Source organism: Corynebacterium kutscheri (genome assembly GCF_000980835.1).
Classification (GTDB): domain Bacteria; phylum Actinomycetota; class Actinomycetes; order Mycobacteriales; family Mycobacteriaceae; genus Corynebacterium; species Corynebacterium kutscheri.
Genome location: NZ_CP011312.1, coordinates 1,982,431 through 2,004,095 on the forward strand (window position 1 = coordinate 1,982,431; position 21,665 = coordinate 2,004,095).

The following is a 21,665-nucleotide window of genomic DNA, read 5'->3' on the forward strand; positions in this document are numbered from 1 at the left end:
TTATCACTCTTTTACCCAGTTAAAGTGATTTAGATTGCACTTATTGGGTCTCTATGCCATTATCTCCTTCATGCATATAAAGCCCCTCAATGTAATACTTGCCGCTACCCTTAGCTGTAGCCTTTTAACGCCAGCTGCCCATTCAATTGAAATTGACAGCTCTGATAAGAATCAAGAAATCACTCAACCTGGCAACATATCCCTAGACACCAATAGCTATAACACCACGGAAACCAGTACCGAAGCCGATCCTACGGAGATTGTGGGAAATATTCTCATCGCAGGTTCTAGCGTCGGATTCATTGGCGCTACTGCTCACTTTGTTGGCAACCAAGTATGCTCAGCGATGCAAAATAGCCTACTGCCCAACCCACTTCCACAGCTCATTCCCTGCCACCCACCTACCCCACCAGCACCAATTCCAGTACCCGAGGCCAAACCAGCCCCAGCTCCCCAGCCAGCGCCACATCCAGCGCCTACCCCAGCTCCTCAGCCAGCGCCACGTCCAGCACCAGTGCAAAACCACACCACAAATACCAATTCGTACTATCGTGATTGCGCTGCGGTACGTTCAGCCGGAAAAGCTCCACTGTATCGGGGACAACCAGGTTATCGACCCGGTCTTGACCGCGATGGCGATGGAGTTGCTTGCGAACGAGATTAATATGTAAATAGTAAAAAGTGGTGTACCTTCGTTTCCTTGCGAAGGTACACCACTTTTATCTTCCTATAGTGTATATCCCTACAGGCTAAGATCATCGATTACATCTATATGTAAACAATTAATGTGTGCATTACCAGCGGAAGTACTGCTTAATCATAGTAAAGAGGTATCCAAGACCACCGGCAGCAATTATGGCCAAGATAATGCCTAGAATTCCGAAGCCAGAAGAACCTTTATTATTGTCCTTGGTGTATCTATTGGTAGCAGTAATTTCTGCACGTGTCTTATCAGCAGCACCGACGACGAACTCGTCAGCAATCTTTGGACCGCTCTTAACGTCAATATGTCCCTTTGCATTAAGCGTCCTGACTTCCCAGTCAAGAGTATGGGTATAACCATCAAGTTTCTTGGGGTTCTTCTCTTCAATAGTGCAGGTAGAACCCTCAGGGATATTCATAACCTCTTTTACTTCATTACCCTTCAGTTCCACTGAACCGCTGAGCTTCTTTCCTGAAGCATCAGCCTTAGGGGCGCATGTCCAGTCGAACTTAAATTTCTCATCTTTCAGTTTAACTGTGGCTTCTTTATCGCCAGCAAGTACTTTCTTTACCCGGAAACCAGAATTATTCTTATCCGGTTGAGGTGCAGGGGCTTTTTCACCTATCTTGGTGTAGGTACTGGTAGCAGTAATAGAGGTAATCATGTCGGGACGGAACTCAGCAACAACAGAGCTATCACCTTTGCGAGACGGAGTCTTAGCATCCTGGTAGGTAATTTCCCACTCTAGCTTACGGTTATAATCTGCAACCTTTGCGCTATCCGATCGCTCAGTAAGACTGCACGCAAGTCCCGCAGGCAGGTTATCAACCTTCTTTTCTTCTCCATTCTTAATAGCTACAGACTGTGTCTTACGAGCTTGATTATCAGCTCCACACTCAATATCAAACCTAAACTCTAAGTCTTGCCTTGGAGCACCAACAACAACCTTCTTCAGAGTGAAAGACTCATTCGTAGAGATAACACCATCGGCACTATTTGCCTGATATTGTGCGATATCATCCGCTTCAAGAATCTCAGTAACTCCACCTTGAGAAATCAAAGCCGTCTCTTCAGCGTATGCTGCCTGCTGCGTGCCAACAGCGGTAAGAAGAGATGCTGAGAGACTTACCGCAGAGGTTAATACAACGAGCCTTTTCCCTACTCGCTTCTGAGCAGCGGAAAATCCTACTTGATTCATAGTTTTCCTTCTTCTTCCGGTTCTTATGAGACTAAGCCTGCACACACCCCACAATCCATATAAAAACTATGCTTAATAAAGGGATGATTTTATTATGCAATGCCCGCCTGAGTTCATATGACACCACAAACCCATCGACGATATAAAGGTTTGTATATGCGCATCTATTTTCGGAAAAAATAAGCTTTCAATAAATAAAACTTAAATTTTTCTAAGTAAATGCAAAAATTACAGTAACATACACTAGAGGTAAGACCTCTACCGGAAAATCATTCAACTTCCACGATAGCAATATTGCTCAATCGGATTTCCCCTGCATAAACGTTAAAAATTCGATAATAAAAAAATGAAAGTGATACTAATTACACTAATTATGCATCACTTCCTTGGATAGGCTTACCCAAAAATATCAATTGATTATTAAAATAAAGACAAGAATCTATTACATAAAATAGATAAATTCTTACAAATCTTAACTTTTCTTAATTGAATTTCAGATTTGGTGCACCCGATTGATTCTGAAGACTAATAAACCCGGCCATAAAGGCTCAACGCACTAAACAAATACACAATCAATAAGCTCCACCATGGCTTAGTAAGTAAGTTGTAACAATCTTTTACTTCTGCCGCCCCAGCAAACAGCTCAAACCCCTAGGAAGAATAAATACGACGTTTATCAGATAATTTAACCTCATCATCTTTTTAACGCCCCAGCATGGTTTAAAAAGCATGCTGAAAAATACCAAAACGCTCTACCGCGAAACAATACTATATTCTAACACAAAAAGTGGTGTGACTTCATTTTTGAAGTCACACCACTTTTATCTGTGGCCTATTTTCATTAAAGAATCAGCTAAGCAATCACATATGACCACCAATTTTTACCGATTACCAACGGAAGTGGTGCTTAAACATAGTAAACAGATAACCAAGACCGCCAGCAGTAATTGCTGCCAGGATAATACCTAAAATTCCCAGGGCAGAAGAACCAAATGAAGAACCGTTACCTGGATTCGGCTTTGGATCCTTAGTTGGTGGAACTGGCTTGCTGCCCTTGGTGTAGGTGTTAGTAGCAATCACTGTGGTCAGTGGCTTATCTTTTTCACCAATCAGGAACTCGTCGGCAACCTTCGGGCCTTCCTTCTTCTCTTCTTTTTCTTCCTCGCCCTTAATTGTGGACACAGACCAGTTAACACTGGAAACATATCCGTCGATCTTAGGAGCATCTTTTTCTACAACAGAGCACACCGCTGTAGGAGAAATATGAGGAATTTCTATTTCCTTTTGGTCAAGAAGTTTAAATGATCCTTTGTACTTATTATCACCATCTTGGCACTGCCAATCAAAGCTATACATTTTTCCATGCAACTTGTTTGCTGCATCATGATCAGTGGAAACAAGCTTCTTTACCCGGAAACCAGAAAGCTTCTCTTTTTGACCAGGCTTTACATAAAGATGCTGTGCAGTAAGAACAACTCCATCACCAGGACGGAACTCATCGGCACGATTCTCACCAGAAGAGTGATCACCATCTACCGCAATCAAATCCCAGTTCAAGTTATATTCAAAGTCTTTTTGCTTAGTATCTGCGGTTTCATGTTTAACAAGACAAGAAACACCTTCGCTAAGACCGGTGATCTCTTTTTCTTCATCACCTTTAAGCTTCACAGTGCCTTCTTTTTTGGCCCCGTTCTCACCACACTGCCACTTAAAAGTATGTTCCTTATTCCAAGCTTCATCGCCACCACCATAGACAGCATTCTTCAGCTTGAAAGAAGTGGTAAATTCCTCTGCATCCTTTTCTGGAGTCTTTTTTCCACTATCCTTCATAGCATCGAAACGACTAATGATTTCCGTGTGGCCACCGTTATCAAGTGAATTATCCATAGACTTCCCTGGGGTATTCAGTGGTACCTCAGGAAGTGGGGTGGTTCCGTTGGGAAGAGAATCCTTTACTTTTCCTACTGGATCAACAGTAGTTTTCTCAGTAATAGAAGTAATTCCACCTTGAGAAATTGAAGCGGACTCATCTGCATACGCTGCCTGCTGAGCGCCAGCAACAGTAAGAAGAGATGCTGAAAGGCTTACCGCAGAGGTTAATACAACGAGCCTTTTGCCTACTCGCTTTTGAGCAGCAGAAAATTCTACTTGATTCATAGTTTTCCTTATTTTTTCCGGCCTTCATGAGACTAAGCATGCATGCACTTCAAAGACCACATAGAAAAACTATGCTTAATAAAAGGAACGATCTTGTTATGCAATGCCCGCCTGGGTTCATAGAACACTACAAACCCATCAACGATATAAAGGTTTATATCGTTTGCATTATGCAGAACTGAGCTTCTAATAAATAAAAACTTACTTTTTTCTGAGTAAATGCAAAGATCACGATAACACATCTCAAAGACAAGCGCGTTATCAAAGCGTTGCCTAATATTCACCCTAGCAAGAGTGCTTGATAAATTTCACCTTGAATAACCTGCATAAATTCCGGTTTTAAAGAATAAAAGTAATATTAGTCACTGTAAATAATTAAAAAATAAATACCTGACAACCATTCAAAGAAAATTGAATGTCATTACACTCGACACAATCTTACATTATTCTTAATATACTATCACTTAAGTTTAAGTTATGTGATAGTGGCTAGGGGAAACATTATGGCCTCCTGCCCCACACCGCATCGTTTAACTCCTGCCATAATGGTTTAGCCCACTGACCAAATGCACGATCAGTAAGCACCACCATGGCACGTTGTGTCATACGATGCACCCACAAATAAGTACCCGACTGCCCAAAATGACCAACAACATCTACAGGCATCTGAGTTCCTGTCCAATGCGGCGCTTTCCCCCCCTTTATCTCAAAAGCAAGCCCCCACGAACACGGCTTCTGCATCCCATAACCAGGAACAATCCCAGCAAGCTCAGGATATTGCACAGTCAAAGCTTCGCTCAGCGTAGTCTCGTCGATAAGCGTTGGTCGTAATACCTCAACCGCAAACTTCGTTAAATCCTGCACATTTGAGCGTGCCTCATGTCCTGGTGAACCCCACAAAGTTGTCGCAGTCATGCCCAAAGGCACACACAACGCCTCATTGAAATACTCGGTGTAGCTCATACCAGTTTCTACTTCTAATGCCTCAGCAAGAAGCTCAAACCCATAGGAAGAATAAATACGACGCTTACCAGGTGCTTTAACCTCGTCGCCCTTTTTAAACCCTACTCCTCCAGCATGACTTAATAATTGGCGAACACTTGCACCGTGAACAGGTGTATCTAACTCAAAAACGCCTTCTTCAATAGCGATCAAGAAAACATAACCAGCTAATAGTTTGGTAACACTTGCTAGTTCAAAGATGCGCTGTGCATCACCAGAGTAATTAATCGTCTCACCATTAATAATGGCAGCAGAAACATTATCAACTGGCCAGGTAGCAAAATCAGGCAGCGTGGTCATTAAATCAAGCTCCTTATAATTGTGATGCAAACACCGCAGAGTCACCTCATGCGCTACTGATATAGTACGAAGAATTACTCGGGATCTTTCGATTTCCAGATTTTTATTCCTCTACCGCGTACCATGCCCCTACTTACAGTCTCGGATTTTTTAGCCAAGATTTTTAATTGCGCAGCGGTCATATTCACCGGCGCCCACTCACTATTGCGGAATAACTGCCAATTACGCCAATAACTAATAATTACTAGCCCCGCTCCTAAAATTGGCGAAACTATCATGCCCAGTGCATCGTAGCCAACAGCATGAAAAGAAACCATTGCGATAGAACTAACTAATGCTGGCACCGTATATAACGGACTACCACCAAAAATCATCGGGATTTGTCCGATAACCACATCCCTTATCATGCCACCGCCAACAGCGGTAAGTACCCCCATAAGAATGGCCGACGCAATAGGAAGATCATTAGCTAGAGCTTTAACACAACCAGTTACCGACCACACTCCCAAAATAATCGCATCGGCATGCACCCGAAAATATTCCCATGTCCTGCCACTTAAGTGGGTTATAAGTGCAATAAAAGCCCCACCGACCGCCAGAGGCAGATACCAAGGCACTGCAATTGCCGCAGCTGGTCCAGCTTGGATAAGAACATCTCGAAGCATGCCACCGCCTAAGGCTGAAAACAATGCTAAAAACATAAAGCCTACGAAATCAAAATTACGTTGACGCGCAATGGTACCGCCGATCACCCCATTAAGCACTACCCCAATGAGATCGAAACAACGATATAAGGTCAAGATAAACGGATCTACTTCGGACACGAAAACATATCTTAAAACTCGGCCAGCAGATCATGCATCTATCGACGTAAAAAGACCACGGTTAACCTTATCCACATAAAAATCAACTCTCGGCTAGCGCATGAACACATACATTGCGCTACTGTGGAACACGTCAAATCTTGGTGGTGAATTTTCTTAAAAATCCACCACTGCCACATATCAACACATACTTAAGGGAGCACGACACTTTCATGATTCAATTCGTTGTCGGCGCAGCCGCAGGCTATGTTTTTGGCACTAAAGCAGGCCGCAAGCGCTATGAGCAAATCAAAAAAGGCTACCAGGCTGCAGTTAACTCTCCCGTCGCAAAGCAAATAGTTGCTAGTACCCGCACAGCTATTGCTAATAAATTAGACCCGCAACCGCGTATGAAAGAAGTGAAAAACCTCGCACGCAATAAGCAGAATAAAAATATAGAAATCCTCGAACCAGATAACGATTAACCTTAAGCTCTAGTACCACGTGACACTTACCACCCTAATGGGTGACCTACATAATTGGATCAACTAGACTTTTGGGCGCACTGATCGCCCGCCATGAAAGGTACTACTTTCCATGACTTCTTCTCGTGTTCTTGCTCTCGCAGCTACAGCTTCAATCAGCCTGGTTATCGCAGCATGTAGCCCACCGCATGAAGTTGATTCCACCCAAAAAGTCGATACTGCTGCTTCCGCAGCTGCACCAACTAACAGCGCGCACAGCTCGACTACTGCTTCTAGTACAGCAACCACTACCACCTCAACGGGAGATGAAGTCACCATCGCCCTAAGCACCACTGAAAACTTAAGCGACGGACAAGTTCTTTCCTTCAATGTTGCCGGCCTTGACCCCACCGCTGGTTACTACGCAGCTATTTGCTCTGCTGACTATACCGGCCAGGTACCGCTATGTACCGGTTTGCAAGGTGATACCCAAGCCCAAGCTTGGCTATCTAATAACGGCGGCACTGTTGCCATTAGTCAAAACGGCACCGCCAGCGTTGATCTCGTAGCCACTGCTACCGGCGAAGGTATCGACTGCACCACCGAATCCTGTGTGCTGAAGATTTTCGGTGATCACCGCAATGGCTTCCAAGACGTAACCGAATTGCCGGTTTCTTTTTCCTAAGCTGAAGTAGCTAGCTTACTCAACTAAAAGATCCACACCAGAATTTTATTTAGTGTGGATCTTTTCATTATTTATTAGTAAAAGCCACTTCGAGTAACTTTTTACGTTCCCGCTCTAAAGCAATCAGATCACCAAAAGCATCTTGATAACTACGCAAATCTTGATCCGGACGCTGGCGCTCTAGTGTAGAGCGCAAGATAGCAATCTGATTATCTACCTGCACCAGCTTCAACTTCGCTGGGGTTTGCACCACATATGAAGCCAAATTCCGGGTATCAATATCAAGATGTTCGGTAGCTAGTTCCGAAACAAAACTACCACCCACACCTATTGGCAAGGCATGTACAACTGTATTAAGAAACTCACGTAAATTACTTCCGGCCGCGCACCCACCGGCTTGCATAATCGCATTAAATACCGCGCGATAAACCTCATTGCTGAAGGTTTCCGCAGTCAACGAATCAAAAATAGGTGCGATTTCTAGTGGGTATTGCAACGCAATCTTTAATGTCTCACGTTCAGCCCACAATGGTGATTTACGATCCTTCGACAACTCCAATACGCTCATCTGGGGAGTCTGTGCGGCAGCAAATTCCTCAGCAGTTTTTGCCCTACGCGGCTGTTGTTGACGACGTGGTCGACGTGCTTCTTTGCGTACTAAATCAACTACTTCATCAGCCTGTAACCAACCAACCCAACCTGCTAGCCGACGAGCATAAGCATCCCTGGTTGGTGCATCATAAATACCGGCTACAATAGGTACTGCATGATTAATCGCCTGCAAACGCTCTTCTGGAGAAGTCTGCGGATACTTAGCAATAACCGAGCGAATCACAAACTCAAACATTGGCACCCGGCTTGCCACCAGATCACGAACTGCCACATCACCTTTATATAAGCGTAGATCACATGGATCCATCCCATCCGGTGCTACCGAAACATAAGATTGGCCAGCAAATTTTTGATCCCCTTCAAAAGCTCGCAAAGCAGCTTTTTGTCCCGCTTCGTCACCATCAAAGGTATAAATAATCTCGCCTCTAAAGCGGCTATCATCAAGCATAAGCCGACGAATCATCTGCAAATGTTCCTCACCAAAAGCCGTACCACACGACGCAACAGCAGTAGTAACCCCAGCAGCATGCATCGCCATCACATCGGTATAACCTTCTACTATTACCGCTTGATGGCGATCAGCAATATCACGCTTAGCCATATCCAAACCAAAAAGTACCTTGGACTTTTTATATAACAAGGTCTCTGGAGTATTCATGTATTTACCCAGGTTATCGTCATCAAATAACTTACGAGCACCGAAGCCAATAACATCACCAGAAAGATTTTTAATTGGCCATAGCAATCGACGACGAAACCGATCGACTGGCCCACGTCGACCCATCGTCGATAAGCCTGCTGCTTCGAGTTCTTTGTATTCAAAACCCAGGCGCAGCAAGTGTTTCGTCATTGAATCCCACCCATCGGGAGCATAACCGCACTCAAAATGATAAATGACCTCGCGGCTAAACCCACGCTGCAATAAAAAATCACGAGCAACCTGTGCCTGTGGAGTTTCCAACTGCTCCCGATAATACTTGTGAGCAGCTCGGTTGGCCTCAATAAGACGCTTACGTGTGCCTGGTGGAGTAATCTCGCGCTGAGTACTCACTCCTTGATAGTTAATGTGATAATTAATTTTTTCCGCACATATTTCTACTGCTTCCGGAAAGCTAACATGCTCCATTTCCATCAGGAAAGTGAACACATCACCACCTTTCCCGGTAGAAAAGCAATGGAAATAACCATGGTTAGGCCGCACATGGAAACTCGGAGTCTTCTCATCTTTAAACGGGCTCAATCCTTTTAAAGAATCCACACCGGCTGGTTTAAGCTGTACATATTCGCCAACGATATCCTCAATAGGGGTGCGTTCACGGATCGCCTGGATATCTGATTCTGGAATACGTCCCTTAGCCATGGCTATAGATTAGTAGATTTTTCCCCTCCAGGAGTGCGCGCACAAACCAACTGCTGACGCTATAAAAAATAGCCGCACCCAAGGCAGAGACCACAAGAGACCACATAAGCAAAGAAACAGTAACAAACAATTACTATTAGCTGTTTGATAAGAGTTCCAAGTAAACTCCCACACAGACCTTATCGGCAATAAAAAATATCGCCGCTAGCTTTAAGTAAAACTAGCGGCGATAAATAAAATCCTTGCGCTCCGCCAACTGGGCTCGAACCAGTGACCCTTCGATTAACAGTCGAATGCTCTGCCAACTGAGCTATGGCGGATTAGTTGCTCCGTGCAACGTGAACTAACTATATATCCCTTCCCCAATGAACACAAACTAGCCGGTAAAGAGTAAATATTGATACATACTTAAGGTAGTTCTTACTAACACAATAACCCCTTCCCGACCTAACAAATCCACTACTTTCACCACTTTTACAAGCGCACTTTTCAACTTGGAAGCACACATGTATTCTTAAAATGTTGTTTTTACAGACAGGGTGCTTTTTATATCTTGTTAATAAAACACGCTGGGGCTATAGCTCAGTCGGTTAGAGCCGCGGACTCATAATCCGCTGGTCGTGGGTTCGAGCCCCACTGGCCCCACAATAGTTTTCTCCATGTATTTACAGTTAAGGAATACATGGAGATTTTTTATCCATCCGTAGCATTATCTTGCCACCTAATACATTCCACTCCCAGCAAAAGCAGCGCAACTATTCGTTAACCGCCAAAGGCAATCAACCCCGCTAACACTACAAATAGGGAGATAATGGTATCAATCATGCCAATATACTTAGGAGCAATCCGTTTACCGCGCTTTACCGCATAACGAGGCATAACATAACTACGGATAAGCAAGCAGGCACTAACTACTGTTACTGGCCACGTACCCGGGCGCATAATCGTAAGCACTCCGGCACCAATAAATACCACCGCGTGAACAAGAAGCGATTGGTAAAAACGTGCAGGCTTACCAAAATCACGAATCAGTGTCTTTACATAGTAAATAGAGCCACCAAAATAAGTTGCAAACCAGATTGCCAACAACCAGATATCACCACTTACTACAGTAGGTGTTCCAGTCGTGGCCGCAGATACCGCAGTCGGCAACATAAGTGACGCAGCCAATACTGTTGACCACCCAGATAGTATGGAACGCTCTCGACGCTGGATAGTTTCATAAATAGCAATCGAAATAATAGGGGCAAAAATTGGCAGCCAAGCAAGTAATTGCCACCTCACCACTAGTGTTGCAATGCCAACAAGTGCAGTAATCACCCCATAGGTAAACACCGGTGGAAGGTGCTTAGAGCGTAGCCTCCCCTTGACCCATATCGTGATTGCAAAATAGGTAAAGTAGCCAAACCACCAGGTCAACAACAGTAATACCGCTGCCCACGAAGGCGCAATAAGTAACCCAATAAGAGATGGAACAAACAGCATAAACCAGGCACCATGTTGGTTAGGCAGCCAACCCGGCAAGCGGCGTTTCCGCACTTTTTTAGCGCCTGCACGGGTACTTGGGCGCGGTGAACGGTTCGCCGCAGAAGAATCCAAACGTTGCTTGCTCGACGATACTGCTTCAGACATACCCAACACTCCCATAGATCAATAGATTGATATTTTTTACAACTATCGTATGATAGTCGCTTTTACGTTTAATCCCTATCGAAGCGTTGCACCCTAAACCTAACTGTGAATAAGTGCATTCAGCGACTCCCCATACGCTAGGTAATAAACGTCAACAAAAATGGCATTCATTTTGCCAGCAGTGAATATGAATAAGATATAGCCAATTTAGCCCAACCTTACTCCCCTATCTCAGGTATAGTGATTTGAAGTAAGTCACACCATACGATAGGGCATTTGCTCAGTTCCTCCACTTGCTGGCATTTGACTCGCTGTACATCGTGATTCTTGTACGAGCTCAAAAGATCATCTTTTATAACTGTGCGACACCACCTGTACAACAAATTTGTACGGTTTTCTGGCTTATTCTTCAGCTCTGCGTTGTGCTGGCCACAATGCATTATCCGATAACAATTAGAAGGAAAACACCGACACCGTGCTCCTGCTTCTTTTCGCACTCGCCGGCGCTTCGGTCCTTGCCCCGTTCCTCATTAAAGTTCTCCACCGTCCAGCTTTCGGCATACTCGCACTTGTACCTGCCGCTGGTTTCATCTGGATACTCAAACTCTTTAATCAAGGAACGTTCTCTGGTGGCGGAGCCCTCGTCACCCACTATGGCTGGATGAGTAGCGCCCATTTGGATCTCACATTCCAACTTGATTCTTTATCCGCACTCTTTAGCCTGATTATCCTTGGTATCGGCTCGCTGGTAATGATCTATTGTTGGGGCTATTTCGATTCCACTCCTAAGCGACTACGCACCTTTGCCGGACAAATGATGGCTTTCGCTATGGCAATGTTTGGCCTAGTAATCTCAGACAATTTCCTCATCATGTATGTGTTCTGGGAAATTACCAGCATCTTAAGTTTCCTCCTGGTTGGCTACTACGGTGAACGCGCTACCTCCCGACGCGCAGCTACCCAAGCACTGATGGTGACCACGCTGGGTGGTTTATCCATGCTAGTTGGGCTCATCCTATTAGGCACACGTACTCAGGTATGGACTTTTAGCGGGCTTATTGGTCTAGAACTGGAAGGCATCCAGCATATCTCTTATGCGATGGTGCTCATTTTGGCTGGTGTGCTCAGTAAATCTGCTATTGCTCCCATGCACTTCTGGCTTCCCGGAGCTATGGCTGCCCCTACACCAGTATCGGCATATTTGCACTCGGCAGCCATGGTGAAAGCCGGCATTTATTTAGCAGCGCGCTTATCGCCAAGTTTTAACTTTGCCGACGCATGGTATTTAGTAATTATCCCGCTTGGTCTACTGACTATGATCATGGCGGGTTGGATGTCGCTAAAACAAAAAGACCTGAAATTGGTATTAGCCTATGGCACCGTCAGCCAATTAGGGTTCATTATGACTATTGTCGGTATCGGTTCTAGAGAAGCCATGCAGGCAGGATTAGCATTAACCTTTGCTCACTCACTTTTTAAAGCCACCCTATTTATGATTGTGGGCGCAGTCGATCATGCCACCGGTACTCGTGACCACCGTGAATTATCTGGCTTAGGTGCTAAACAACCATTGCTTATGAGCTTGGCAATTATCTCAGCGGCATCTATGGCTGGCATTCCGGTCATGGTGGGCTTTGTGGCAAAAGAAGCAGCACTGACTGCAGTACTAGGTGAAGAACTACTGACTGGATTACCAGGGCAAGTAACGCTAGTTGGTATTATCTTAGGCTCTATTATGACCATGGCTTATTCGTGCTTTTTCGTCTATGGAACCTTTGCTACCAAACCAGGTCAGGGAACTTCCCCGGCGGTAGAAAAAATGCATTCTCTTAGCGTGCCACTTTTAATTCCGCCACTTATTTTAACCACGCTCAGTGTGATTTTTGGTGTGGCTCCAAAGTTCTTGGATTCGCTTATTACTATCCATCTGGATTCTATTTTTGGCCATAGTGAACATGCCGAACACCTTGCTTTATGGCATGGTTTTACGCTGCCTTTGGCATTATCGGTCACTATTATTGTCTGCGGTGCACTCATATTTTGGCAGCGGGGAAACATTGCCCGCTTATATACCGATACCCCAGCTCTTGGCGATGCCAACCATGCTTATGACAAAATCATTGAACTACTACGCACTTGGTCATTGCGTTTAACTGCCTCAACCCAGCGTGGTTCACTCGCGATTAACCTCGGCATCATTTTTGCAGTATTGGTTATTTTGCCGATCACCGTTTTACTTATGGGGGAGAAAAACGATGTGCGCATGGAACTCTGGGATACCCCAATTCAAGGCGTTATTGCCGTAATCATAATCGTCATGGCTATTGCGGCGACTATCACTCATAATCGATTATCAGCACTACTTATGGTTGGGGTAACTGGCTATGCAATGGCCATGTTATTTGCTATCCACGGGGCACCTGATCTTGCCCTTACCCAGTTACTGGTAGAAACCATCACCGTAGTGATTTTCATGCTTGTGCTTCGTCGTTTGCCTGTTGATGCCGAATGGCGTGCCACTGCACAAGCAAATCGCATCCGGGCTTGGTTATCCATCTTGGTTGGTTTAGGCGTGGTGGTACTAGCAGTCTTTGCTATGAATGCCCGCACGAGCGAATCTATCTCGGAATATATGACTGATCTGGCTGAAGATATTGGCCATGGCCGCAATACGGTCAATGTTTTATTAGTCGATATTCGTGCCTGGGACACCTTTGGCGAAATCAGTATGCTCATTATTGCCGCCATTGGTGTAAGCTCCCTGATTTATCGCACCCGTAGTTTCCGTCGTGCTTCACGACGCCCAGTACTGCGCGTCGCCGGTCGCAGGTGGTTAGCCTCAGCCGAAAACTCTGAGCGTCGCCGCAACCGTAGTTTGCTTGTCGACGTTGTTACCCGCTTGCTTTTCCCAACGATGATTGTGTTAAGTTTCTATTTCTTCTTTGTTGGGCATAATGCACCAGGTGGTGGCTTTGCCGGTGGCCTCGTTGCGGCACTCGCACTGACCTTGCGCTATCTTGCTGGTGGTCGGGATGAACTTGAAGAGGCCTTACCGATTGATCCTTCCCGATTAATGGGTACTGGTTTTTTCCTTTCGGGACTGGCAGTTATCGTCCCCATGTTTTTTGGCTACCCACCCCTAACCTCCTTCTACGAGGCATTCCACTTACCAGTTATCGGGTATGTTTCACTACCTTCTGCCCTTGTCTTTGATGCGGGTGTCTACCTGATCGTGATTGGACTCACCATCCACATTCTTGATTCTTTAGGTGGGCAATTAGATAAAGACGAAGAAATGCGTAAGCAACGCGCTAGAGATAGGGCACGCAGGCTACGTCGCAAAGCCGAACGGGAGTCACTCATGAGCGGAAAGCAGGTCTAGAAGAAACAATGATCGCTAATCTTTCTTTGCTTCTTGCCGCTGGCGCACTTATTGCTGCCGGAGTGTACTTGGTGCTTGACCGAGCCATGACCAAAATGATGCTGGGGTTATTGCTTATGGGCAATGGCGTTAATTTACTGATTTTGCTCTCGGGCGGAAGTACCGGATCGCCACCTATTGTGGGACGTAATTCTTTGCTATACGGCGATAAAATCTCCGATCCTCTTGCTCAAGCCATGATCTTGACCGCAATTGTCATTTCCATGGCCATGACCGCGTTTATTTTAACGCTTGCTTATCGTCAATATCGCTACCGCACCCAAGACGTTGTGGAAGACGACACCGAAGACACCGCTATTGCGGCTCGCCCCAGTACCGCCTCAGCTGCCCCAGATCACGATGCGTCTGCCGACCCGGCTACCGGAAAGGTAACTAAAGACGGCGATAATTTTGGCCCGCAGTCTTTCGAAGCACCGGTTAATTATGATGCAAGCGCTAAGGAGACCAAGAATGACTGATCTTCACGCCACCCTTATCTCCTGGCTCCCCTATATGATCCCACTACCGGTTATTCTGCCGGCACTCGGCGCTGCCGCTGCCCTACTTGTCGGACGACGACCTTCTATTCAACGTGTTATCGCTATTAGTGTGTTCTTTGCACTCATTGTGCTTAACCTCACCATGGTGTTCCTCGTTGATCTAGAAGGTATTCAAACTATTCAAATTGGTGGTTGGGATGCTCCAGTAGGCATCACGCTGGTAGCTGATCGCTTATCTACTTTGATGCTTACGGTTAGCTCACTCGTGCTTTTTGCAGTGATGCTTTATGCCATTGGCCAAGGCTTACGCGATGGTTTAGATAATGAACCCATTACGGTATTCTTATCTTCTTATTTGCTGCTGACCATGGGAATTAATGTGTCTTTCCTTGCCGGGGATCTTTTTAACCTGTACGTTGGCTTCGAAATATTCCTGGTGGCTAGCTATGTCCTGCTCACCTTAAGTGCCTCACCGGCTCGTGTGCGTGCCGGCGTTGGCTATGTCATGGTGTCTATGGCCAGCTCCGTAGTGTTTCTTATCGGTATTGCCTTAGTCTATGCCGCGGTTGGAACAGTGAATATGGCACATATTTCCGAGCGAATCGCAGACATTCCTTCTGGTACTCAAAGTGCAATCTTTGCGGTTTTATTAGTTGCCTTTGGTATTAAGGCCGCGGTCTTCCCACTTGATAGTTGGTTGCCTGACTCCTACCCCACTGCCCCCGCACTAGTTACCGCAGTGTTTGCTGGTTTGCTTACCAAAGTAGGTGTGTATTCCATTATTCGAATGCGTTCGACGGTATTTACCGACGGCGCCCTAGATACCTTGCTTATGTTCGTCGCAATAGCAACAATGCTGGTAGGTATTTTAGGCGCAATGGCGCAAAGCGATATCAAGCGTCTGCTTTCTTTTACCTTGGTCAGCCATATCGGCTATATGATTTTCGGTGTTGCTTTAGGTACTGCCCAAGGGCTTTCCGGAGCAATCTTCTATGCTGTGCACCATATTTTGGTTCAGACCGCACTCTTTCTCGTCGTTGGGTTAATTGAACGCCAAGCGGGTTCTTCTTCTTTGCGACGGCTCGGTTCGCTAGCCAAGGGCTACCCCCTTATTGCTCTGCTTTATCTCATTCCGGCACTCAACCTCGGCGGTATCCCACCATTTAGTGGCTTTTTGGGAAAGATTATGCTGCTTGAAGCCGGTGCCGAAAAAGGTGGCGTGCTGAGCTGGCTGCTTATTGCTGGTGCAATTATCACTAGCTTATTAACCTTGTACACAATGGTCTTGGTGTGGGCAAAGGCGTTTTGGCGTGATCGTAAAGATGCCCCCGAAGGCAGTACCGCTATTGCCCGCCCGGCTCTATTTGGTGACGTTACCGAAGAAGTCGAACTCGATGATCGTGATGATGTTGGCCGCATGCCAGTGGGCATGGTTGCCGCTACTGCAATGTTAGTCATCCTTTCTGTCGGAGTTACCTTCATTGCTGGCCCATTATCTAATGTAACCACGCGCGCTGCAGAATCAGCACAGGATCCTTCTGGTTATCGACGTGCTGTGCTCGGCGAAGACTACTCAAACCCTGGCCGTAGCCTGGAACAATCACGGCTTGATGACGGCCAGGACTCCCTCGACAACCGAATTTCCGAACTCACTTCTATTACCCCCACCCACTATTCCACCACCAGAGCAGCCATACAGCCGTCTTCACCGCATCCTTCTGCTACGCAAGAACCTGAAGAGCTTCACCTAGAACACTCTGTTATCCCTAGCGAGGAGATTTCACAATGATCCAAGGTTTTCGTCGTCGCTTCCGACCGGGTTTTATTCTCTGGGTCATACTTTTGTGGAGTGTGCTCATGGGTGAATTTTCTCTTGCCAATGCGCTTGCCGGTATGGCGGTAAGTCTAATTATCGTTGCAGTACTGCCGCTTCCAGCTATTCCTACCGAGGGAATTACCATCCGGATCTGGCCCACTATCACCTTGTTTAGCACCTGGTTTATTTCACTTTTCACTGGCGCTGTTCGAGTAGCCTGGCTCACCCTTTCCCCACAAGACTTACCGAAAACAGCAATCCTTAAAATGCCTATGCGAGTTGAAAACGAGCTTATTTTAGCCCTTGCCACCGGCATGTATAACCTACAACCTGGTGGTACGGTCACTGATATTGATGTAGCTAATCGCACCTGGACTATTCACATTATTAATGGTGGCAGCGACCAGGCCATCGCCCGAGAAATTGCTGCCGTTGCTGACCTCGAACGCCGCATGATCCGTAGCTTTGAAAGGAGCATCGTATGAACCCCGATCTCTATAATGGCTTCCTGCTAGTTATTGCCATTATCTTTGCTACTTCTTTCATTCTGACCTGCTACCGGATTTTAGTAGGACCGAACTCTGTTGATCGAGTGGTAAGTATGGATGCGGTAGCTGCCATGGTGCAATGCGCACTTGCTATTTATATTTGTTGGACATTAGATACCACCGTTACTAATGCCATGATCGTGGTTGCCCTACTTGGGTTTATCTCCACCATTGCTATTGCTCGCTACCGGAAGAAGGACGCAAGCCGATCATGATAACCGATATTATTTCGCTCGTGCTGATCTTCATCGGCTCCTTCTTCGTCTTTAGCGCTGCAGTAGGACTGGTACGGTTTAACGACACCATGAGCCGCATCCACTCTATTACTAAGCCACAAACCGTAGGACTTATTTTGACGGTGCTCGGCGCAATTATTCGAGTTACTGGTTCCGAGAGTTTCTCCGTTGCAGAGCGTGGCGATCTAGGAATTCTTATCCTGCTGGTAGTTTTTGCCCTTATTACCTCGCCAGTTACCGGCCAACGCCTAGGAAGAATCGCTCGTCGTGAGGGACTTTATGGTAGCCCAGAGACAATGAGTCGGAATGAGGCACCGGCTTCGCGCGGGGTTAAGCGTCGATAAGCATATAAAACTGGCCAGCAGGAAAACCTACTGGCCAGTTTTATTTTTAGTTAAGGACGCAACGTATAAAGTTCCGTGCACGCTTGATCCACAGCAGCATTCCACGTACCAGTCTGGGCAAATACTTCGCGCTGGCGCTGATAACCAGCCCCACGCTCAATGATCTCTTCTACTAGCTGCAATTCCGCCGCACATTCGAATTCTTGAGCAATGGGAGCCAAAATATCTAGCCAGCGTCGCAGCTCATCGGTAACCAGAGCTTCCTCAGTATCTCGGTTAATAATAATGAGTGCATCCAGACCATAACGAGCTGCTCGCCACTTATTCTCTGCCACATGCCAGGGCTGCAAGATCGGCAATTCCTCACCCCGATCAATCATGCGGTCAAAGTACACCACCAAGCAATGTGTCAATGCCACGACCGCGGCAAGCTCACGTAAATTACTCGTGGCATCGGCAACGCGTACTTCAATCGTGCCCCACTTACCTGCCGGGCGAATATCAAAATGCATCGAACCCGTGTGGTTAATTACTCCGGCAATATCTTGATCACGCATGTATTCTTCCCACTCAGTCCAACTCTGAAACTGATAGGGCAAACCAGCAGTCGGCAACTGCTGATATAACATAGTGCGATTTGAGGCATAGCCAGTATCAATGCCATCCCATCCTGGTGAGGAAGCAGTCAGCGAAAGCAAATGTGGGTACATAGTTAAAAGCGCATGAATGATTGGCCACACTCGTTCTTTGTGACTAATACCCACATGCACATGTACACCCCAAATAAGCATCTGATTACCCCAATATTGCGTACGCGCAATAATCTCGTTGTAATGCCCTTTAGGGCTTACCGGCTGGGTACGAAAATCAGAAAATGGGTGCGATCCAGAGGCCCATACTTTTACCCCCAGCTGCTCGGCTGCAGCGAGTACTGCATCAAGCCCAATGCCTAATTCTGCAACTGCCTCCGCAGTATTTTCGCATACACCAGTTACCAGCTCGACAGTATTAGCAAGGAATTCTCGCTCTAAATGTACTTCTGGATGTGCAGCAGCAACGAGTTTAACGACCTCTTCTGCTTTGGGGACAAGGTCGCGGGTGTGCGGGTCAATGAGTGCTATTTCCCACTCGACACCTAAAGTGGCTTCCGGGGAGGCATGAAAATCTTGTGTCATAGGCTAACCAACCGTCGTCTGGCCAGCAAGCACAAGTACCAAGGTGGCAGGATCAGCAGTTTCGCTCGGAAGTGCTGGATCACGAGGTAATGCAACTGCGTTTACTCGCGCAGCGAGTTCTTGTGCAGCACGCTCAGCACCAGGAAGCTGCGGTGAGTAGTACACCGTATTTTCTGGTACTACCGAATCTGGGTAGTTACCGACCTCGCCGATCTGGGTTCCTTGGGCACGAAGTTGATCTGCTACTTGTGCTGCTAACCCAGAAATAGTGGAATTATTAAGCACATGCACAGCTGATACTGCCATCGCCTGTGGTGCTACTGGTGCAGCCTCTTCGCTATGTCCTACCGCTTCTTGAGCTGTTGTGCTCGTTGGTGTTTCTACCACTGGTTGAGCACTCGTTGTTTTTGCAGCAGGTGTCGTAGTATCCGTGTTTTTATTAAGCGAAAATACTCCCCATGCTGCAATCAGTATGGCTACTGCGATAAGAATCATCGCGATACCGCGCAAGGGCATCCGCTGTTGCGTTTCCTGCGTTTGAGGCATTTGTTCAGTCACCCCAGCTATCTTAATACTTATGTGATTCTCGACGCTGATTATCTCGAATATCTCGCCGTCTTCTCAACTGAGCAACCAGCATCGGATATTTTTCATTCGCTTCCGGAAGTTCAAGGGCGTAGTTGAGCAATTGGTAATAACGTATGGGACTGATTGCTAATTCTTCACGGATCGCTTCTTCTTTTCGCACCAGATTTTTATCTGCTGTTGCTTCAAAATCGAGCACGGCTAACATTTGTGCACGATGCGAGTTTTCGGTGGTCACAGCGTCGAAAAGCTCTGTGCTTCGTTGTTTTTCCTCGCTCATGCTTACACTGTAATGCATGACTGTTCGACCTATCGTAATCCATGGCGATCCCGTACTGCATAACCCTACTGTTAATGTCACCGAACCGGTTGAAGACCTAGCCGAGTTAATCGCTGATATGTATGAAACCATGGATATTGCCCATGGTGTTGGGCTAGCTGCCAACCAAATTGGTGTGAATAAAAGGCTCTTCGTTTATAACTGCCCTGACGTTCACGATGCTGATGGCCAACTCAAACCAGAAGCAGAACAAAAAATGCGTCGTGGCTGTGTAATTAATCCAATACTTGAAACCTCAGAAATTCCAGAGACCATGCCGCGTACCGACGGCAGTGATGAAGAAGGCTGTCTTTCAGTACCAGGTCTTGGTTTTCCCACTGGGCGTGCCGATTGGGCGCGAGTAACTGGCTTAGATGAAAATGGCACTGAAATCAGCATTGAAGGCTATGGTTTTTTTGCCCGTTGCTTACAGCATGAGGTTGGCCACCTTGATGGTTTCTTGTATACCGATACGCTCATTGGTCGATGGAAGCGCATTGCCAAAAAGAATATTAAGCGCAATGGATGGACTGAAGGTGGGTTAACCTGGCTACCTGGAGTAGATCCCGATCCTTTTGGCCATGATAAAGACTAGCGCTTCATATCATAGCTAGCACCGCTATTTTTACGTCTCGCCTATTTATCTCTATACCCGCTTGATAGCTTATCTATGTGCGCAGAATCGAAAGGCCAAGGCAATCATGTCGTATATTTTTCGTTCCGATAAGGTAAAAGTAGGCGAGCGCGTAGTAGTACGCAGTAAAATATTTGGTGAATTTCACGATGTTATTGGCCATATCACCTACCTTGGTGCAGATGAGCTACGCATACGCCCCCAAGCACAAGGTGGTATGCCTTCTGCGGAAGAAGAAATCACCATTGCGCGGGAAGAAATCCACATTATTAAAAAGCTCTCCCCGCGAACAGTACGTAACTCCGATATTCGTCATCTAGAACTAGCACACGCACTTGCTTTCCCTGGTCAAGAACAACAATGGCAAGATCAATGGCTGTTAAGTACCGGTTTTGGTTCTGGTACACAATCGCACTACGGCGCACCATTAGGTGCTAGTGCACTTTTCCAACCAATTCCTATCGACGAAATCGTCGATTTTTACCAACAACGCCAGCTTACCCCGCGTATTCTTATCCCAGAGCGGATTGGTAAACAAGCTGAAACATTAGTGCGCGAACAAGGATGGCGTATTGGCTCGGAAATGCTTGTCTTAACGCGACGACTTACTACAGTACACACCGCTGCTGCCTCACCGCGCACGCATATCCCTGATGCACCGAGTATGCCGCTCCAACCTGGTTTATCTATGGCGACTGATCTTTATCCCCTTGCGCCACCTGATACTCAGTGGACTTTTCAAATAAGTGAGCACCCAGATACTACGTGGCTGCATGATTATCACCAAGGGTTAGCACTTCGTAATTTGCACAGTAATAACTCTACCGACCTGCTGCCAGAAACCACTCTGCACTTATTATCGGCTCCCATTGACGGTGAGCTAGGCTTTGCCGAACTAGTCAGTGATCATCGACGTATTGCGTTAGCCAGGGTTACTATTACCCGCGGTTTACTCGGTTATCAGATTGTTTCTCCGGTGCTAGTACGCGAGCAAGAAAAAATGCTTACTGCCTTTAACCAGTATCTGTTGCATTGGGGTGTAGCTAAGGGAGCCACCGATGCATATTTGCATGTCATTGCCAATAACAAAGAAAGTATTGCTTTTTATCAACGCTTAGGTTTCATCGAGCACCATAGACGTAGGTATGCCGTCGTGCAATAAGCTACGCTG

General features: G+C 46.3%; 20 protein-coding genes and 2 tRNA genes. 12 read left to right on the top strand and 10 right to left on the bottom strand.

Annotated elements, in window-relative coordinates; all coding sequences use genetic code 11:
- Positions 1 to 70: 70 nt before the first annotated feature.
- Complete coding sequence (locus UL82_RS11560) at positions 71 to 664, top strand: excalibur calcium-binding domain-containing protein (RefSeq protein WP_083966525.1); 594 nt, start codon at positions 71 to 73, stop codon at positions 662 to 664.
- A gap of 130 nt (positions 665 to 794) precedes the next feature.
- Here UL82_RS11560 and UL82_RS08975 read toward each other — a convergent pair whose 3' ends face one another.
- The 4 genes from UL82_RS08975 to UL82_RS08990 form a co-directional block, all read right to left on the bottom strand.
- Positions 795 to 1,901, bottom strand: coding sequence for a DUF5979 domain-containing protein (locus tag UL82_RS08975; RefSeq protein WP_046440527.1), 1,107 nt, complete (start codon positions 1,899 to 1,901; stop codon positions 795 to 797).
- A gap of 888 nt (positions 1,902 to 2,789) precedes the next feature.
- Complete coding sequence (locus UL82_RS08980; RefSeq protein WP_046440529.1) at positions 2,790 to 4,058, bottom strand: DUF5979 domain-containing protein; 1,269 nt, start codon at positions 4,056 to 4,058, stop codon at positions 2,790 to 2,792.
- A gap of 501 nt (positions 4,059 to 4,559) precedes the next feature.
- Entirely contained in the window at positions 4,560 to 5,360 is an 801-nt protein-coding gene (locus UL82_RS08985) for a serine hydrolase domain-containing protein (protein WP_046440532.1), read from the bottom strand.
- Positions 5,361 to 5,434: 74 nt separating this feature from the next.
- Positions 5,435 to 6,184, bottom strand: coding sequence for a trimeric intracellular cation channel family protein (locus UL82_RS08990; RefSeq protein WP_046440534.1), 750 nt, complete (start codon positions 6,182 to 6,184; stop codon positions 5,435 to 5,437).
- 212 nt (positions 6,185 to 6,396) lie between these two features.
- On the opposite strand from UL82_RS08990, the gene UL82_RS08995 reads away from it, so the two are divergent.
- Both UL82_RS08995 and UL82_RS09000 read left to right on the top strand, forming a co-directional pair.
- Entirely contained in the window at positions 6,397 to 6,648 is a 252-nt protein-coding gene (locus UL82_RS08995) for a hypothetical protein (protein WP_046440536.1), read from the top strand.
- Between the two features lie 112 nt (positions 6,649 to 6,760).
- The gene (locus UL82_RS09000) at positions 6,761 to 7,312 is read left to right on the top strand and encodes a hypothetical protein (protein WP_046440538.1); all 552 of its coding nucleotides are present in this window, start codon (positions 6,761 to 6,763) and stop codon (positions 7,310 to 7,312) included.
- Positions 7,313 to 7,379: 67 nt separating this feature from the next.
- Here UL82_RS09000 and dnaG read toward each other — a convergent pair whose 3' ends face one another.
- A complete protein-coding gene (gene dnaG / locus UL82_RS09005; protein ID WP_046440539.1) occupies positions 7,380 to 9,284 on the bottom strand; it encodes a DNA primase in 1,905 nt (634 codons plus the stop codon).
- Positions 9,285 to 9,531: 247 nt separating this feature from the next.
- Positions 9,532 to 9,604, bottom strand: a tRNA-Asn gene (locus tag UL82_RS09010).
- Between the two features lie 251 nt (positions 9,605 to 9,855).
- On the opposite strand from UL82_RS09010, the gene UL82_RS09015 reads away from it, so the two are divergent.
- A tRNA-Ile gene (locus UL82_RS09015) sits at positions 9,856 to 9,929 on the top strand.
- Between the two features lie 117 nt (positions 9,930 to 10,046).
- On the opposite strand, the gene UL82_RS09020 is transcribed toward UL82_RS09015, so the two are convergent.
- Complete coding sequence (locus UL82_RS09020; protein ID WP_052735939.1) at positions 10,047 to 10,916, bottom strand: YwiC-like family protein; 870 nt, start codon at positions 10,914 to 10,916, stop codon at positions 10,047 to 10,049.
- 475 nt (positions 10,917 to 11,391) lie between these two features.
- Between UL82_RS09020 and UL82_RS09025 the strand changes: the two genes are divergently transcribed.
- The 6 genes from UL82_RS09025 to UL82_RS09050 are packed head-to-tail and all read left to right on the top strand — an operon-like array spanning position 11,392 to position 17,781.
- Entirely contained in the window at positions 11,392 to 14,298 is a 2,907-nt protein-coding gene (locus tag UL82_RS09025) for a Na+/H+ antiporter subunit A (protein WP_046440541.1), read from the top strand.
- A gap of 8 nt (positions 14,299 to 14,306) precedes the next feature.
- Positions 14,307 to 14,816, top strand: coding sequence for a Na(+)/H(+) antiporter subunit C (locus UL82_RS09030; protein WP_046440543.1), 510 nt, complete (start codon positions 14,307 to 14,309; stop codon positions 14,814 to 14,816).
- Positions 14,809 to 16,626, top strand: a complete 1,818-nt coding sequence (locus UL82_RS09035; protein ID WP_083966461.1) for a Na+/H+ antiporter subunit D — start codon at positions 14,809 to 14,811, stop codon at positions 16,624 to 16,626. The genes UL82_RS09030 and UL82_RS09035 overlap by 8 nt, the downstream gene beginning before the upstream one ends.
- Positions 16,623 to 17,138 (top strand): Na+/H+ antiporter subunit E, encoded by a 516-nt coding sequence (locus UL82_RS09040; protein ID WP_046440546.1) that lies wholly within the window; start codon positions 16,623 to 16,625, stop codon positions 17,136 to 17,138. Before UL82_RS09035 ends, UL82_RS09040 begins: the two co-directional genes overlap by 4 nt.
- The gene (locus UL82_RS09045; RefSeq protein WP_046440547.1) at positions 17,135 to 17,416 is read left to right on the top strand and encodes a monovalent cation/H+ antiporter complex subunit F; all 282 of its coding nucleotides are present in this window, start codon (positions 17,135 to 17,137) and stop codon (positions 17,414 to 17,416) included. The genes UL82_RS09040 and UL82_RS09045 overlap by 4 nt, the downstream gene beginning before the upstream one ends.
- Positions 17,413 to 17,781, top strand: coding sequence for a monovalent cation/H(+) antiporter subunit G (locus UL82_RS09050; protein ID WP_046440549.1), 369 nt, complete (start codon positions 17,413 to 17,415; stop codon positions 17,779 to 17,781). The genes UL82_RS09045 and UL82_RS09050 overlap by 4 nt, the downstream gene beginning before the upstream one ends.
- 50 nt (positions 17,782 to 17,831) lie before the next feature.
- Here the strand turns inward: UL82_RS09050 and UL82_RS09055 are convergent, their stop codons facing one another.
- Genes UL82_RS09055 through UL82_RS09065 form a run of 3 tightly spaced genes read right to left on the bottom strand, consistent with a single transcriptional unit; the run spans position 17,832 to position 19,821 of the window.
- Complete coding sequence (locus UL82_RS09055) at positions 17,832 to 18,956, bottom strand: glutamate--cysteine ligase (protein ID WP_046440551.1); 1,125 nt, start codon at positions 18,954 to 18,956, stop codon at positions 17,832 to 17,834.
- 3 nt (positions 18,957 to 18,959) lie between these two features.
- A complete protein-coding gene (locus tag UL82_RS09060) occupies positions 18,960 to 19,514 on the bottom strand; it encodes a LytR C-terminal domain-containing protein (RefSeq protein WP_232009478.1) in 555 nt (184 codons plus the stop codon).
- Between the two features lie 10 nt (positions 19,515 to 19,524).
- Positions 19,525 to 19,821 (bottom strand): DUF3263 domain-containing protein, encoded by a 297-nt coding sequence (locus UL82_RS09065; RefSeq protein WP_083966526.1) that lies wholly within the window; start codon positions 19,819 to 19,821, stop codon positions 19,525 to 19,527.
- A 16-nt stretch (positions 19,822 to 19,837) separates the two neighbouring features.
- Here UL82_RS09065 and UL82_RS09070 point away from each other — a divergent pair, with 16 nt between their 5' ends.
- A complete protein-coding gene (locus UL82_RS09070; protein ID WP_046440553.1) occupies positions 19,838 to 20,455 on the top strand; it encodes a peptide deformylase in 618 nt (205 codons plus the stop codon).
- A 106-nt stretch (positions 20,456 to 20,561) separates the two neighbouring features.
- Complete coding sequence (locus UL82_RS09075; RefSeq protein WP_046440555.1) at positions 20,562 to 21,656, top strand: GNAT family N-acetyltransferase; 1,095 nt, start codon at positions 20,562 to 20,564, stop codon at positions 21,654 to 21,656.
- The last annotated feature ends 9 nt before the right edge of the window (positions 21,657 to 21,665 follow it).